Below are 15,343 nucleotides of genomic sequence, written 5' to 3' on the forward strand. Positions count from 1 at the left end.
TTAGGAAACGATGAAGAGGATCACTCGGCGGCTTTGAGCGGTTTGCCGTTCTGGTCAAGCCCTTCCTTGCGGGCCTTCAGCATGTCGCCCAGATCGTCCGACGTCGGTTCCTCGTCGCCCTCGTCCGCTTCGACACTCGGCGGCAGGTCTTCGTAATTCCAGACCACCTCGTCGAACTCGGCACGTTTTGCTTCACGGTCAAGGCCGATGTCGCGGGCAGGCCGTGACGCAGGCCCCGCGATCCGCGCACGGATCATCCGCGCCGCGCCATAGGCGCCTTTCCCGGCCCAGACGCGCACAGCAAGCATCGAGGGCGTGAAAACCAGCGTCAGGATCGTCGCGATCCCCAAGCCGAAGACCACGGCCGTGGCGAGCTGCACCCACCACAGCGCCGTGGGGGCATTGACCGAATAACCGCCATTGATGAAATCGAAGCTCAGGCCGAACATCATCGGCGCGAGACCAGCCATCGTGGTGATCGTGGTCAGGAGCACCGGGCGGATACGGCTTTCCGCGGTGCGGATGATCGCCTCGATCCGCGGCATGTATTGCGAGTATTCCTGGTAGGTGTCGATGAGCACGATGTTGTTGTTCACCACGATCCCCGCCAGCGCCACGACGCCGGTGCCGGTCATGATGACCGAGAAGGGCTGTCCCATGACCAGCATTCCGAACAGCACACCGGCGGTCGACAGAACCACGGCGAGAAGCACCAGCACCGAGTTGTAGAAGCTGTTGAACTGCGCAAGCAGGATGATGAACATCAGAAACAGCGCGCCCGCGAAGGCTTGTGACAGGAACGCAGTGGACTCAGATTGGTCCGCGAAATCGCCAACCCATTCCGTCTCGATCCCCTCGGGCAGGCCGCCATCCGCAAGCCATGCGTTGATCGTCTCGATACGTTCGGTTGCGTTGACCGGGGTCAGCGTGAAGTCGTCGCGATTGCCGTCCGCCATCGTCGCGCGCGCTTCGGCTTCCGGCATGACGGCATCAAGCCCGTCGGGGCCTTCGAGATGCACCAGACCCGCCGTCACCGCCGCCTTCACGTCGAAATACCGGCTCTGGTCGACCCGGTCGACCCGCGCCAATGTGGGCACGGCGCGTCGCTCCACGAAATTCGAGATCGGGACCAGCCCCTCGGTCGTGCGCACCTTGAGCGTATCGAGCGTCGACAGCACGCGGTCTTGTTCCGGGAAGCGCACGCGGATCTCGATCTCCTCGTCGGCCCCGTCCACGCGCATCGTGTCGAGCAGAATGCCGGTGGTGATAAGCTGCACCATGCCCCCGACCGTGGCGACATCCGTGCCGTAGCGGCCCGCTTCCTCGACGTCGATGTCGAGCTCCCAGTCGATACCGGGCAGGGGGCGCGTGTCTTCGACCTGTTCCAGACCGGGCATCGCTTCGAACCGGTCGAACGTGGTCTGGGTCGCCGCCATCAGCGCTTCGGTGTCGTTCGATTTCAGCCGCAGGTGAACGGGCTTGGTCGAGGCCGGACCACCGGCGATCCCGGCAACCTCGACGTGAATGCCGTGCAGCGCGCCCAGGCGTTCCTTGAGCGCGGCGACCACGACCTTGCCGTCATACGTGTCATCGCGCACTGTGCGCGTGTAGGGAATGAAGCCGAGAAGCTTCGCGTCCTCGGTATAGAACGGCCGGTCCTCGAAGGTCGCGATTTCCACCTGGATCTGGCCGATCATGTCGCGCGGTCCCGCCGCGCCGCCGGTGTTCTGGTTCAGGCCCCCTTCACCGGCAAAGGCGAAGGCGTTTTTCACGCCGGGGGTGGCCAGCACGACGTCTTCGACTTCGCGCACCAGAGCGTCCTTCTCGGCGACCGACAGGTTGCCGCGCCCGGAGACATAGATCACGGCCTGCTCTGGCGCGGTGTCCGCGAAGAACTCGACCCCCTTGGAGTTGCGCGAGAAATCCATGCCGATCCCCACGACCAGCGCCATCACGCCAAGGATTGTGACAACGGGCATCACCGGGTTTCCGACGATGGCCTTGATGATCACCCCGAAGCCGGTGCGCCGGTGCCCGCCGTCGATGGGCTTCTCGCGCTTCTCGGGCTTGGTCGCGTCGATCAGAAGCGTGGTGAGCATGGCCAGTAGGACAAACACCGTCGCGCTCAGGATGCGGTCGATGGGCGCGTCAAAAGGATTTCCGGCCTCACCGAACAGGTAATCCGGGTTGACGACCTGCAACGCCGCGAAAAACAGAGCGACGGCGGCCGCCCCACTCGCCACGAGACGAAGCCAGAGGGGCCGGGGGCGCAAAACGCGGCTCGCCCGGTCGAGGCTGCGCGAGATGCGGCCCGCGACGCCACCCATCACCGGCAGATAGATCAGCGCGACGAGGAGCGACGCCGAAAGCACGTAGATCAGCGTCTTTGGCAACATCTCCATGAACTCGCCGGGAATGCCGGGCCAGAACAGCATGGGCAGGAAGGCGCAAAGCGTCGTCGCGGTCGATGAGACGATGGGCCAGAACATCCGCTTCGCGGCTTCGGTGTAGGCCGCCATGGGGCCGACCCCGTCGGAAATCCGCTTGTCGGCGTACTCCACGACCACGATAGCCCCGTCGACCAGCATCCCGACGGCGAGGATCAGGCCGAACATGACGATATTGTTGATCGGCGCGCCCAGCACGGCGAAGAGCGCGAAGGTCAGGAGGAACGAGGTCGGGATCGCAAAGCCCACGAGCAGCGCCGACCGCATCCCGAGCGAGGCAAGGACCACGATCATGACCAGCGCAATGGCGGTAATGACCGAGCCTTCGAGCTGGCGCACCATGCTGTCGACCATGTGGCTCTGGTCCGTGGCATAGGCGACGTTGACGGCGTCCTGTACTTCCTGTGGCCAGTCCGCCTGCGCCGCGTTCACGACCGCCTTCACCGCGTCCACCGTGTCGACAAGGTTGTAGCCCTTCGCCTTGACCACCTGCAGCGCCACGGTCGTCTCACCATTGAACCGCGCGGTGCCCGCCCGGTCCTCGAACGCCAGCCGGATCTCCGCAAGGTCGCCAAGCGTCACCACGCTGTCGCCGTTCACTTTGACGGGGAGGGCATAGATATCCTGCACGTCGTCGAAACTCGACGGGATCTTGAGCGCCGTCGCGCCGTTTTCCGTCTCGATCTGACCGGCGGCGATCAACTGGTTGTTGTTCACCACGACGTTGATCAATTCGCCCGCCGTCACGTTGTAGGCTTCGAGCTTCAGAGGGTCGATCAGAACCTCCATCATCTCGTCGCGCGAGCCGGTGAGCTGGGCCTCGAGCACGGCTTCGACCGCCTCGATCTCGTCCTGCAATTCCTTCGCGAGCCGCACCATCGTCCGTTCTGGCGCGGTGCCGGTAAGCGAGATGTTGAGGATCGGAAATTCCGAGAAGTTGATTTCGTTGACCGAGTACTTGTCGGCCCCGTCGGGGAAATTGGCCTCCGCCGAATTCATCGCGTCGCGCACGTCAGCGATCGTATCGCCTCGGTCCCAGCCGAACTCGAACTCCATCGTGACGTTGGCATATCCTTCGGCGGCGACACCGGTCATGGTCTTGAGCCCGTCGATATCGGCAAGCTCCGTCTCCATTGGACGGATCAACAGGTTCTCGGCATCCGCGGCGGAAATCCCGGGGAAGGGGACCGAGATCGACAGCATCGGTATCTCGATGTCCGGCTCGCCCTCTTTCGGCAGACCGACATAGGCTGCGATCCCGGCGATGAGCGACAGCGCGATGAACGCGATCACCATCCGCGCGCGGGACGCGGCCCAATCGACCATCCCGCTCACGAGCCGGACTCCCGGTATTGCACGTCGAGCGGCACGCCGTCCTTCACGTAATCCTGTCCGACCACGATCACAGCGACCTCATCGGGCAGGCCGGCGACCCAGACGCCATCTGTGGAATCGCGTACGATCTCGACGGGGAGGAATGCGGTCACGTCGTCGTCGCCCACGCTGCGCACACCGAGGTCGCCTGCGTCGTTCAGCGTTAGGGCGGATTGCGGCACAAGATGTGCGGCGCGACCGGCGGAGGCGATCAGCATTTCCACTGTCTGGCCGGACCGGATCGAGAGATCGTCGTTCGCAACTTCGGCTTCCACGAGAAAGGTCCGTGTCACCGGATCGGCGGACCGCCCGACATAGGTGAGGGTGCCGATCATCTGTTCCCCGGTCGCAAGCCGTGCGCCAACCTGTGCGCCCGGCTCGATGCGGGCCACGTCGAGTTCCGGCACATAGCCGATCAGCTTCATCGGGTTGAGCTGCACGATCCGTGCGCAGGTCCCGCCCGGTTGCAAGAGCGTGCCCACCTCAGGCACGTCGCCGTCGATCACGCCGGCGAACGGCGCGCGGATCTCGGTGTCATCGAGCGCAGACTTCGCTTGCTCCAAGGCAGCCGTCGCGGATTGATAGGCCGCGCGCGCCGACAATACACGCGTTTCCGAGGCGAACCCGTCTTCCGACAGCGCCTCGGCGGCGGCCAGATTCTTCTCGGCTTCCGCCACTTGCGCCTCGGCCTGGCTGATCGAAACCTCGCGCGTTCCGGGGTCGAGTTCGCAAACCACGTCGCCCTGGGCCACTTCGCTGCCCTTGGCGCTCGGCTGAACCGCGACCCGCCCGGACGTCTCCGACACGAGCGTGACGGCGCGTTTGGCTTCGGTTTCACCCCGGACGATGACACCCGTGTCGATATCCTGCGCGCGGCTTACCATCGCCGTGACCTCGACCCGCGCGACAGTGCCTGGGTCTCGTTCGGCAGGGGCCGGTTCGCCTTCGCTGACCACCGCCTCGCTCGCGTTGCCAAGTCCGACGAAATCGCGCAGCGCTTCCCGTTGGAAAACGAGCAGGAACAATATCGCCACGGTGATCAACGCGGTGATGATCGGAATCGGTCGCATACTGTCCTGTTCCCCAAGCGGTTAATTTCGCATGTCCCTGGCCTTGAAATAGAGCCCGAACCCCCGTGCCACAAGGCTACGCTCATAAGCTATGCGCAATTCATGGCGTTTTGGTTCACTTTTGCCGCGCCCCTTGGCAAAACTGGCGCAGTCGCGGTAAAGAGAGGCAACAAACCGGGCGGAGGCCGAGCTATTGAGCAATCCCGACAGTTTCATCGACGAGGTGACCGAAGAGGTGCGCCGCGACAAGCTCTTTGCGCTCATGCGCAGATGGGGCTGGATCGGTATTGTCGCCGTGTTGATCATCGTCGGCGGTGCTGCCTACGTGGAATGGCAGGCGGCGCGTGAAGCGCGGTCGGCGCAGGAGACCGGAGATGCCGTTCTCGCGGCGATGGAAGCGCCCGATCCTGAGGCGCGCATCGCAGCGCTCGAAGGCGTCGATGCGCCCGGTGATGCGCGAGTCGTGCTCGCGCTTATCCAGGCAGCCGAAACGCAGGATCCTGCGCAGGCGGACGGTACCCTCGCGTCGATCACCGAGAATGAAGCCTATCCGGTCCTCTATCGCGATCTGGCCGCACTGAAACGCGTGCTCGTGCCAAACAGCACGCTTTCGCCCGATGAGAAGATTGCCGTGCTCGAACCGCTGACCATCGCTGGCGGCCCTTTCCGCGTGCTGGCCGAGGAACAGATGGCTCTGGCAGAAATCGCGGCGGGAAACAACGACGCGGCGCTTGAGCGTCTCAACGCTTTGATGAATGATGCCGAAAGCACCGATGGCCTGCGTCAGCGGGCCGAGGAAATGATCGTCGCGCTGGGCGGGACGACGGAATGACAAGGACCCGGACGCACGCCTTGGCCGATCCGGGCCGGACAGAGCAGAGCTTGGGGGGCAAGCACGTGGGACGAACTCGACTGATCGGTATGGCGCTGATGGGGGCGCTTCTGGCACTTTCGGCCTGTGACGAGCGCGAAGTGATCTTCTCGGGACCGCGTGAATCGCTGTTTTCGCCGGACCCGGAACAGGTCGGAGAGGCACAGGCCGCCGCGTTCGCCCGCGCCGAGGCCGAAGACGCGGCGAACAAATCCGTTCCGGTGCGTCTTGCTGGCCAAAGCTCTCTTGGGTCCTGGACCCATGTCGCAGGAAGCGTGACCCACAACCTCCCGCACCTCGCGTTCTCGGCTGCACCCCAGGTCGTCTTCGAAGTGCCGATCGGCGCAGGCAACGGTCGAAAGAACAAGATCACGGCCGAACCCGTGGTCGCCGATGGTCGCGTGTTCACGATGGATTCGCAGGCTATGGTCGTGGCACATACCACGGGTGGCGGGGCTCTCTGGTCGACGGACCTGACGCCTGCCTCCGACAAGCCGGGCGATGCATCCGGCGGCGGACTGGCCTATTCCGGCGGAACGGTGTTTGCCACCACGGGCTTTGGCGAGTTGATCGCCATGGACGCAGGGTCGGGCTCTGTCCGGTGGCGGCAGGACCTCGGTGCACCGGGGTCCGGTGCGCCCACCGTCGCAGGCGGCACGGTCTATGTCCTGTCCACGTCGAACCGCGCAATCGCGGTGAACGCGTCCAACGGCCGCCTCCAGTGGCAGACACCGGGCACACCGGATAAGCCCGGCGTCCTTGGCGCGTCTGCGCCGGCCGTGGCCGGTTCCACGGTCGTCATGCCGTTCTCCATCGGCTCGCTCGTAGGCGTCAACGCTGCGGACGGCGAGCCGCGCTGGGCGACGCAGGTGAAGGGTCTGCGCAACGGTCGCGCCTTTGCGCAGGTGTCCGATTTCTCGGGTGCGCCCGTCGTCTCCGGCTCCACGATCTATGCCGGTACGGCAGCAGGCGCGCTGACAGCCGTCAGCACCTCGGGCCAACAGCTCTGGAGCGCGACCGAAGGCGCGATGCACCCGGTTGTGGTCGCAGGCGGGTCTCTCTTCATGGTCGGCGACGCGATTGAACTGGTGCGCGTGAACGCTTCGAACGGCGAGCGCATCTGGGGCGTTCCGCTTCCGGGCTACACGAAGTCCAACCCGCGCCGTCGCAAGGCGATCTACCCGTCTTACGGCCCTACGCTGGCCGGCGGGCGGCTCTGGGTGGCGTCCGGCGACGGGTATCTCCGGGCCTTCGACCCCTCGAACGGCGCACTCGTGAATGCTGTCGCCCTCCCGGCTGGCGCGTCCTCGCGCCCCGTGATCGTCGGCGGCGTGGCTTACATCGCGACCGATCGCGGCACGCTGGTGGCCTTGCGTTAGACCTGCATGGGGCCTATGTGGGCGGCTCTGATCATATGAGCTGACACCATGACCTTTACCCTCGCCATCGTCGGGCGCCCCAATGTGGGCAAGTCCACGCTGTTCAACCGGCTCGTCGGCAAGCGCCTTGCGCTCGTCGACAACCAGCCCGGTGTGACCCGCGACCTGCGCGAAGGCGAGGCGCGGCTGGGCGATCTGCGTTTCACCGTGATCGACACGGCGGGGCTCGAGGATGCCACCGACGACTCGCTCGAAGGCCGGATGCGCCGCCTGACGGAACGCGCCGTGGAAATGGCCGATGCCTGTCTCTTCATCGTCGACGCCCGAACCGGCATCCTGCCCACGGACGAGGTTTTCGCGGACATCCTGCGCCGCAAGAACGCCCATGTCATCCTCGCCGCCAACAAGGCCGAGGGGAAAGCGGGCGAGGCGGGGCTGATCGAGGCTTACAGCCTCGGGCTGGGTGAGCCGATCCAGATGTCCGCCGAACATGGCGAAGGCATGGGGGAGTTGTTGACCGCACTCGAACCCATCGCCGAGGAGATGGCGGGCAAGGAAGACACGGCACCCATCATGGACGTCGCGGTGGATGAAGACGGCGAGGCCGACGCGCCTCGTGTCCCGACCCGCGATAAGCCGCTTCAGGTGGCCGTGATCGGTCGCCCCAACGCGGGCAAATCGACCCTCATCAACCAGCTTCTGGGGGAGGACCGTCTCCTGACCGGGCCCGAGGCGGGGATCACCCGCGACTCGATCTCGCTCGCGTTCGACTGGAACGGAACGCCCACGCGCATCTTCGATACGGCTGGCATGCGCAAACGCGCCAAGGTGCAGGAAAAGCTTGAAAAGCTTTCCGTCGCCGATGGTCTTCGAGCCGTGCGATTTGCCGAGGTCGTGGTGGTCCTGCTCGACGCCGCGATCCCGTTCGAACAACAGGACCTGCGCATCGCGGACCTTGCCGAACGCGAAGGCCGCGCGGTCGTCGTGGCGGTGAACAAGTGGGACGTGGAATCGGAAAAGCAGCAAAAACTCAAACACTTGAAAGCTGGTTTTGAGAAAATGCTTCCGCAATTGCGCGGCGCACCCCTCGTGACGATCTCCGCCAAGACGGGCCGTGGTATGGACCGGCTGCATGAGGCCGTGTTGCGTGCGCATGCCGTCTGGAACCGCCGCATCTCGACCGCGAAGCTGAACGACTGGCTCGCCGAAATGATCGCACAACATCCGCCACCTGCTCCGTCCGGGCGACGGATCAAGCTGCGCTACATGACGCAGGTGAAGACCCGGCCGCCGGCCTTCGTTGTGATGTGCTCGAACCCCGAAAAGCTCCCTGCGAGCTATTCGCGCTACCTCGTTGGCGGACTGCGCGAAGACTTCGACATGCCGGGGACGCCCATCCGCCTGACCATGCGGTCCCAGGCGGACAAGAACCCTTACAAGAACAAGACGAAGTCCACGCCCTCGCGCCTGCGCAAGCATCTGGGCAAAGGCCGCGCGGACGAATAGACGGGCCCCGACGCGTCCTGCGCGTCGAGGTCCCGTGCCTTAGTTGAGATACGGAACCGGGTCCACGCTCGCCGTGCCCTTCCTGACCTGGAAGTGCAGCGCCGGATTGTCGGAGTTGCGGACCTTGGCGATGGCCTGTCCACGTCCCACGCTGTCGCCCTTGTTGACCGAAATCGAGTCGATGCCGGCATAGACGGTCAGCAGATTGCCTTCATGGCGCAGGACCAGGATAGGCACATCGTCCGTATCCCGCGTGATCGCAGCGACAGTCCCGGCCTGCGCGGCCTTCACCGCACTTCCGGCCGGTGCGCCGATGTCGATGCCGTCCGACTTGCCTTTGACGTATGCGCCAACGATCCGCCCGTCTGCGGGCATCGTCATGGCCGCACCGGACGCCGAGGTGCGACTTTCCCCGAGATTGGGCGACGACGGTGTATTCGCTCTCGCCGCATTGGCGCTTTCCGCCGGCGCGCCGGGGAGAGGGGCCGATGACGACGGCGGCAGGGGCGTGGGGCTGCCCACGCCGGGCGACGAATTGGTGGAGACGGGATCCGCCTCTGCGACGCGCTGCGCCGCCGTCGGGATGAGGAGGAACTGGCCCTCGCGCACGGTCAAGGCGCTGTCGAGGCTGTTCCATTCCGCCAACGCGCGCACGGAAACGCCGTAGAGCCGCGCAATGGAATAGGCGGTTTCCCCTTTGGACACCTGGTGGCGGTTCGGCGTTTCCGCCGAGACAGGGGCCGCGTTGCCGCCGCTCTGCTGGCCCGGTCCGATACGGTCGAGCGCATTGCCGGCAAGCGTCGTCACATCGACATTCCGCGCCTCGACCCGTCGTGGCAGCGCCACGATCTCGCCCTCGCGTAATTGCGCCCCGCGTTCAAGCCCGTTGAACCTGGCAATCTCGCCTTCCGGCAGGCCGACGCGCGACGCGAGGGTCGTAAGCGTATCTCCTTTGCGCGCTTCCGCGACCTGATAGTCCGGGTAGGAAATGATCCCTTTGGCATCCGATTGCGGGCGGGGGCCGCTCACCGAGCGTGCTGCATCTGCGGTCGAAAATCCGTTTCCGAAAGAACGCAGATCGAAATCGAAGTCGGACCCCCAATCCGCGGTTTCACTACATGCGCCGAGCGCAGCAAGACCGGCACTGGCGAGCAGGAGACGTGACATGCGCAATGCGGGCGTGGTTTTTGGGAATTTCATACTGCCGACCTCATGTTTCGACCCTTTTTTCCGGGCCTTTCCCCATTGGCCGCTTCAGTCTTTTCCCAGACCTTCCACAAGCGGCACGAACCGAACCGGCAGAATTTCTTCGTATTCGAAGCCGTCCTCAGTGCGCGTGACCTTTATGAGGCTCTGCACATGGTCGGACTGTCCTACCGGCAAAACCATGATACCGCCTATGGCCAGTTGAGCCAAGAGGGGGCCGGGCGGGTCCTCGGCAGCAGCTGTCACGATGATCCGGTCGAACGGCGCCTGTTCCTCGATCCCGAACGACCCGTCACCGGTGATCGCGGTGATCGTGTGAAGACCGAGTTCATCGAAAATCTGCCGCGCGGCGGTGACGAGCGACCTGTGACGGTCGATCGTATAGACCCGCCGGGCGAGCTTGGCGAGGATCGCGGCCTGGTATCCCGAACCCGTTCCGATCTCCAGAACCTTGTTCTTGGGCTGCACGTCCAGAGCCTGCGTCATCAGCCCCACCACGCTCGGTTGGCTGATGGTCTGACCGCAGGTGATCGGCAACGGCGTGTCGTCATAGGCCCTGTCGGCAAACACCCCGCGCACGAACGGCCCTCGGTCGATCGCCTCCATCGCGTTCAAAACACGGCTATTCGTGACGCCGCGCTGGCGCAGCTGGAACAGGAACTGCATCTTGCGTTCGGCGTCTGAGGAAGCGGGGTCGCTCATGCCAGGGCCGTCTCCAGATCCTTGAGCGCGTCGTGAGCGGTCAGATCGCAGCGCATCGGCGTGACCGACACATAGCCGTCCAGGTTGGCAGCAGCATCGGTTCCCGGTGCCGTCGGCTCGTGCTGAGGACCGCCCTTGATCCACACGAACCGGCGCCCACTCGGCGATGTGGTCGGTTCGGTTCCGAAGAACGTCTTGGGTCGCCAACCTTGCGACGTGGCCCGAATACCTTTCACCTCGGCTGCGGGAACAGGCGGGAAATTGACGTTGTAGAACAGCCGATAATCGGCGGTTTCCTGCCAAGGTGCGCGCTCGATCAGGGATTTCACGACCCGCACACCCCATGCGGCGGCCGCGTCGAACATGACATCGGGGTCGAGGTTCTTCGGCCCGAGGAACTGGCTCAGAGCGATCGCGGGCAGACCCTGCAATGCGCCTTCCATCGCCGCGCCGACCGTGCCGGAATACATCGTGTTGTCTGCGGCATTGTTGCCCCGGTTGACTCCGGACAGGATCAGGTCCGGATGCACGTCCAGCACTTCGCCGAGGCCCGCGAGTACGCAATCGGCCGGTGAGCCTTCGGCGGCGTAACGGCGCGGACCAAGCTCGGCCATCATCATCGGTCGCGAGTAGCTGATGCAATGCGCGACGCCCGATTGTTCGAATGCCGGCGCGACGGTCCAGACCTCGCCATCCGGCCCGGCGATTTCCGTCGCGATCGCTTCGAGCACTTTGAGCCCCGGCGCGTTGATACCGTCGTCATTGGTGATGAGAATTCGCATGTTACCCCGCAGATCCTGTTCCATCCATAATCCTGCCTTGGACGGGTCTCAAGCTACGGACGGCAATTCGCCATTCGGGGGGCCATGAAAGCGAAAGCCTGTGACTTATTGGGCAAGAACGTCCCTTCGCGCAGGCTCAGGTGATGGGTCCAGGGGTGCCCGTCCTGACCCAGAAGCAGCCGCGCGCGCGTCCCGCTCCGGAAATCGGTGTCGAACAGAACGGCACGTGGCGACAACGCCCAGGGCGAACGAAGCTGTCGCCCTCCGGGTTCGGCCAGGCAGGCTTCGTCCCGCGCATAAATCTTGTCCATCTCATGCTGGACCCAGACAAGCGCGCCAATCCAAAGCACGACCAAGACAGCGCCGGGAACGTAAATCGGCCAAACGGGTATCTTGGGAGCCGAGGGCGGAACGATCACCGCCATGGCCGCACCTGCGAGCAATCCGACGGCGATCAGCAGGAAAGGGTGATTGTCGCCGTGCATCAAGACGCCGGGCAACGTCGACGCCAAACCGACGAATAACACTGCGATCCCGAATTGGCCGCCGATCAAGAGCAGCCGCGACCCCAACCGGTCCTCCGTGACCCCCCATGAAATGGCGACAACCGGCATCGCAGCAAGGACGCCAACGAGAAGGCTGATGACGCCGTTCCGCGTGAAGACAATCAGCGCGATCACCAGCCCCGCCCAGAGCAGGGCCGCGATCATTCGCAAAGACCGGAACCAGTCAGGCTGCCGCGTGCCGAAGAAAGTGTCGATGCCGATGAGCGCGCCCAGCAGAATGAACAGGGCGAGGCTCATGGCTTACCCGATCAATTCGGGAAGAAGCCGCGCGGCCTCGTCGGCAGGGGCGGCAAGAGCGTCGCGATCCTCGCCCGGGTGAAACCGCGCCCGCATCGCGCTCGCCAACGGCCTGGGTTCGAGCACAAGAACCTTCGGCCCGATATGGGCCGTTTCCACCTGCCAGCTCCGCGCAAGCGCCATCTGCGCCGCCTTCGTCGCGCCGTACGCGCCGAAAAACTTCTCGCCCGCGTGGTCGTCGGCGAAAAACGCGGCGGTGCCGTCCTTGCCCAGAAGCGGGCTGACATAGGCGATGAGACGAGCGGTCGCATCCACGTTCACGCCAAGCGACTTGGCCCAGTCTTTCGTGGTCAGCGCGACATGGTCCGCGGGCATGAGCTGTTGCGCCTCGATGGCCGTATGCAACCAAAGATCGACTTTGCCCCAGCGTTCGTGGATCGCCGCGCAAAGCTGCTGCATTGCGTGGTCTTCGGTAATGTCCATCGGCGCCAGCGTCGCGTCGCCGCCCTTCGCCTTGATCCGGTCGTCCACGTCTTCGAGCGCGCCAGTTGTCCGGGCAACCGCAACGATGTGATATTCGGGCGCGAGGGCTTCGGCAAAGGCGGCGCCAAGCCCGCGTGAGGCTCCGGTAATAAGGGCGATCTTTTCGGACATGCGTGTCTCCGCTTGGGTTTCGCGAGGTATCTCACCCGTGCGCAGGGCTGTCCAGTGCGGCATGGACGCATGTGTCTCGCACGCTGCGACCTTCGCGGGCCCGCGTGAAGCGTTCCCCCACGCTAGTCGAGAGACGTCAGCTTCAGGCGGATCAATTGATCCAGCACCCAATCAGGAAGTGCTGTATCGTATGGCACCCTGATGGCGGATTTCGATGTCATGAACCCTTCACCCTCGACCCGTTCCTTGATGCGCGGAACGATACTTCCCGAAAACGGTGTGACGTTGATGTGGTCCTTGAACGCCGCAATGCCGATCAAGATGTCACCCGTCGGACCGCGCCAAGCCGGGATCTTGTATGAAATGACGGCCTCGCATCCTTCGGGCAGCCGTGTCGCGATCCGTGCCGACAAGGCATCCATAGCGGCCCGTTGCTGAGCCGGCAGGGTGGCGAGATAGGTGTCGTGCTGGTCGCGCATAGGCACAGCATTGCCGCTCACGTGACGTCGGGCAATGCCGAAAAGCCGCGACCATAAAGACAGACGCGTGCGCGACCTCAGCCGATCCGAAGCGGCGGAATGAACACCGAGTTTCCGTTGGACCGGGTCACAACGACGCCCGCTTCGCTGATTTCGAACACCTGCCCGATGCGGGTCTCGTTGCCTTCCTTAACAGTCTGGACCTCTCCGTTTTCCGTGCGGAACAGCGCGGTCATGGTCCCGGGCTTGCCGGTAATCCCGATCAACGCGAGTTGATCGAGCGGCAATTCACCGTGCTTCGTGGCGTTCTTCGCCACGACTTCGCTCGTCGCGCCCGCCTGCGTCGGCGCGTTCGTATCGGCCATTTTGTCACCTTTTCGTCGCGAGGGGAGTGGACCTCGCTTCACGTTAGAGGCGGGCGGTTAACATCGGGTTTGGAGAAATGGAAAGAGGCGCAGAACGTGCTGCGCCGAGAATGGCCGAGGCAAAGCGCCGGAACCGGCAGAAACTGGCCGACGCGCCTTGTGAGACAGGGGAACGCGGGCCGAAACCCGCGTCGGGGCGCGGTTACTCGGCCGCTTTCAGCTCGAAACCTTTCGCGATCATGTCGCGCGGCTCGATAGGATATTCGCCCGAGAAGCAGGCATCGCAATACGCCGGCCGGTTCGGATCGCGCCCTTTCGCCTCGCCCACGGCGCGATAGAGCCCGTCGAGCGAGATGAACTTCAGACTGTCGACCTCGAGATGCTCGCGCATCTCGTCTTCCGACATGGTCGCCGCCAGCAATTGCTCGCGTTCCGGCGTGTCGACACCATAGAAGCACGGCCATGCGGTCGGCGGGCTGGCGATGCGGAAATGCACCTCCGCCGCGCCAGCATCGAGGATCATGTCCTTGATCTTGCGGCTCGTGGTTCCGCGCACGACCGAGTCGTCCACAAGGATCACGCGTTTTCCCTGAATGAGCGCCCGGTTCACGTTGAGCTTCAGCCGCACGCCCATGTTGCGGATCTGCTCCGTGGGCTCGATGAAGGTCCGGCCCATATACTGGTTCCGGACAATCCCCATCGCGTAAGGGATACCGCTTTCCTGGCTGTAACCGATGGCCGCAGGCGTGCCGCTGTCGGGCACCGGACAGACGAGATCGGCCTCGACCGGGTTCTCCCGCGCCAGTTCGACCCCGATCTGGCGGCGCGTCTCATAGACAGATTGCCCACCGATGATCGAGTCGGGGCGCGAAAAATAGACATGCTCGAAGATGCAGAAACGCGGCGTCTGCGGCCGGAACGGACGGCGGCTTTCGACACCCTCATGGGTGATGACGACCATCTCGCCCGGCTCGATCTCACGCACGAATTTCGCACCGATGATGTCCAGCGCACAGGTCTCCGACGACAGAACCCAACCATCGCCGAGCTGTCCGAGCACCAGCGGGCGCACGCCCAGCGGATCACGGACCCCGATCAGCTTGGTCCGCGTCATCGCAACGACCGAAAACGCCCCCTCGACCCGGCGCAACGCGTCTTCGAGCCGTTCGGCGATGTTCTTTTGCATCGACCGCGCCATCAGGTGAATGATGCATTCCGAGTCGCTCGACGACTGGAAAATCGAACCGCGTCCGATCAATTCGGTGCGCAGCTCGTCGGCATTGGTGATATTGCCGTTATGCGCAATCGCCGCACCGCCCATCGAAAACTCGCCGAAGAACGGCTGCACGTCGCGGATCGCAGCGCCTTTTTTCCCGGCGGTGGAATACCGCACATGCCCGATGGCCAGCGGGCCGGGCAATGTTTCCATCAACGATTGCTTGGTGAAATTGTCGCGCACATACCCGAACCGCCGGGCCGAGTTGAACCCGATCTCGGGGTCGTGGCTCACGATCCCGCCGGCTTCCTGCCCGCGATGTTGCAGTGCGTGAAGCCCGAGGGCGACGAAATTGGCGGCATCGGTCAGACCGATCACACCATAGACCCCACATTCTTCCTTGAGTTTATCGTCATCGAAAGGATGGGCGGGCGGCATTGCTTTGCGGCAAGCAGACATGGGCGTCAGGTCCGAATCCTGTGGCAGCGT

At 64.1% G+C, this 15,343-nt stretch carries 13 protein-coding genes; 3 read left to right on the forward strand and 10 right to left on the reverse strand.

Features of this window, described 5'->3' with window-relative positions; genetic code table 11:
* Positions 1-20: 20 nt before the first annotated feature.
* Together KJP28_RS09815 and KJP28_RS09820 are read right to left on the reverse strand one after the other, a co-directional pair.
* Positions 21-3,782: an efflux RND transporter permease subunit gene (locus tag KJP28_RS09815; RefSeq protein WP_218392370.1), complete on the reverse strand. Its 3,762-nt coding sequence runs from the start codon at positions 3,780-3,782 to the stop codon at positions 21-23.
* Positions 3,779-4,891: an efflux RND transporter periplasmic adaptor subunit gene (locus KJP28_RS09820; RefSeq protein ID WP_218392371.1), complete on the reverse strand. Its 1,113-nt coding sequence runs from the start codon at positions 4,889-4,891 to the stop codon at positions 3,779-3,781. Before KJP28_RS09820 ends, KJP28_RS09815 begins: the two co-directional genes overlap by 4 nt.
* Before the next feature lie 193 nt (positions 4,892-5,084).
* On the opposite strand from KJP28_RS09820, the gene KJP28_RS09825 reads away from it, so the two are divergent.
* The 3 genes from KJP28_RS09825 to der are packed head-to-tail and all read left to right on the forward strand — an operon-like array spanning position 5,085 to position 8,647.
* Positions 5,085-5,723, forward strand: a complete 639-nt coding sequence (locus KJP28_RS09825; protein ID WP_218392372.1) for a hypothetical protein — start codon at positions 5,085-5,087, stop codon at positions 5,721-5,723.
* Complete coding sequence (locus KJP28_RS09830; RefSeq protein WP_218392373.1) at positions 5,720-7,141, forward strand: outer membrane protein assembly factor BamB family protein; 1,422 nt, start codon at positions 5,720-5,722, stop codon at positions 7,139-7,141. The genes KJP28_RS09825 and KJP28_RS09830 overlap by 4 nt, the downstream gene beginning before the upstream one ends.
* Before the next feature lie 48 nt (positions 7,142-7,189).
* Entirely contained in the window at positions 7,190-8,647 is a 1,458-nt protein-coding gene (der, locus tag KJP28_RS09835) for a ribosome biogenesis GTPase Der (protein WP_218392374.1), read from the forward strand.
* A gap of 39 nt (positions 8,648-8,686) precedes the next feature.
* On the opposite strand, the gene KJP28_RS09840 is transcribed toward der, so the two are convergent.
* The 8 genes from KJP28_RS09840 to purF all read right to left on the reverse strand — a co-directional run bounded on the left by KJP28_RS09840 (position 8,687) and on the right by purF (position 15,292).
* Positions 8,687-9,847, reverse strand: a complete 1,161-nt coding sequence (locus KJP28_RS09840) for a M23 family metallopeptidase (protein ID WP_255552292.1) — start codon at positions 9,845-9,847, stop codon at positions 8,687-8,689.
* Positions 9,848-9,901: 54 nt separating this feature from the next.
* Positions 9,902-10,555, reverse strand: a complete 654-nt coding sequence (locus KJP28_RS09845; RefSeq protein WP_218392375.1) for a protein-L-isoaspartate(D-aspartate) O-methyltransferase — start codon at positions 10,553-10,555, stop codon at positions 9,902-9,904.
* A complete protein-coding gene (gene surE / locus KJP28_RS09850; RefSeq protein WP_218392850.1) occupies positions 10,552-11,337 on the reverse strand; it encodes a 5'/3'-nucleotidase SurE in 786 nt (261 codons plus the stop codon). Before surE ends, KJP28_RS09845 begins: the two co-directional genes overlap by 4 nt.
* A 53-nt stretch (positions 11,338-11,390) precedes the next feature.
* Positions 11,391-12,140: a hypothetical protein gene (locus KJP28_RS09855; protein ID WP_218392376.1), complete on the reverse strand. Its 750-nt coding sequence runs from the start codon at positions 12,138-12,140 to the stop codon at positions 11,391-11,393.
* A 3-nt stretch (positions 12,141-12,143) separates the two neighbouring features.
* A complete protein-coding gene (locus KJP28_RS09860) occupies positions 12,144-12,794 on the reverse strand; it encodes an SDR family NAD(P)-dependent oxidoreductase (RefSeq protein WP_218392377.1) in 651 nt (216 codons plus the stop codon).
* A 122-nt stretch (positions 12,795-12,916) separates the two neighbouring features.
* A complete protein-coding gene (locus KJP28_RS09865; protein ID WP_218392378.1) occupies positions 12,917-13,294 on the reverse strand; it encodes an iron chaperone in 378 nt (125 codons plus the stop codon).
* Between the two features lie 56 nt (positions 13,295-13,350).
* Positions 13,351-13,638, reverse strand: coding sequence for a pilus assembly protein PilP (locus tag KJP28_RS09870; protein WP_218392379.1), 288 nt, complete (start codon positions 13,636-13,638; stop codon positions 13,351-13,353).
* A 202-nt stretch (positions 13,639-13,840) separates the two neighbouring features.
* Positions 13,841-15,292 (reverse strand): amidophosphoribosyltransferase, encoded by a 1,452-nt coding sequence (gene purF / locus KJP28_RS09875; protein ID WP_218392851.1) that lies wholly within the window; start codon positions 15,290-15,292, stop codon positions 13,841-13,843.
* Positions 15,293-15,343: the final 51 nt, after the last annotated feature.

Source organism: Maritimibacter dapengensis (assembly GCF_019218265.1).
Lineage (GTDB): Bacteria > Pseudomonadota > Alphaproteobacteria > Rhodobacterales > Rhodobacteraceae > Maritimibacter > Maritimibacter dapengensis.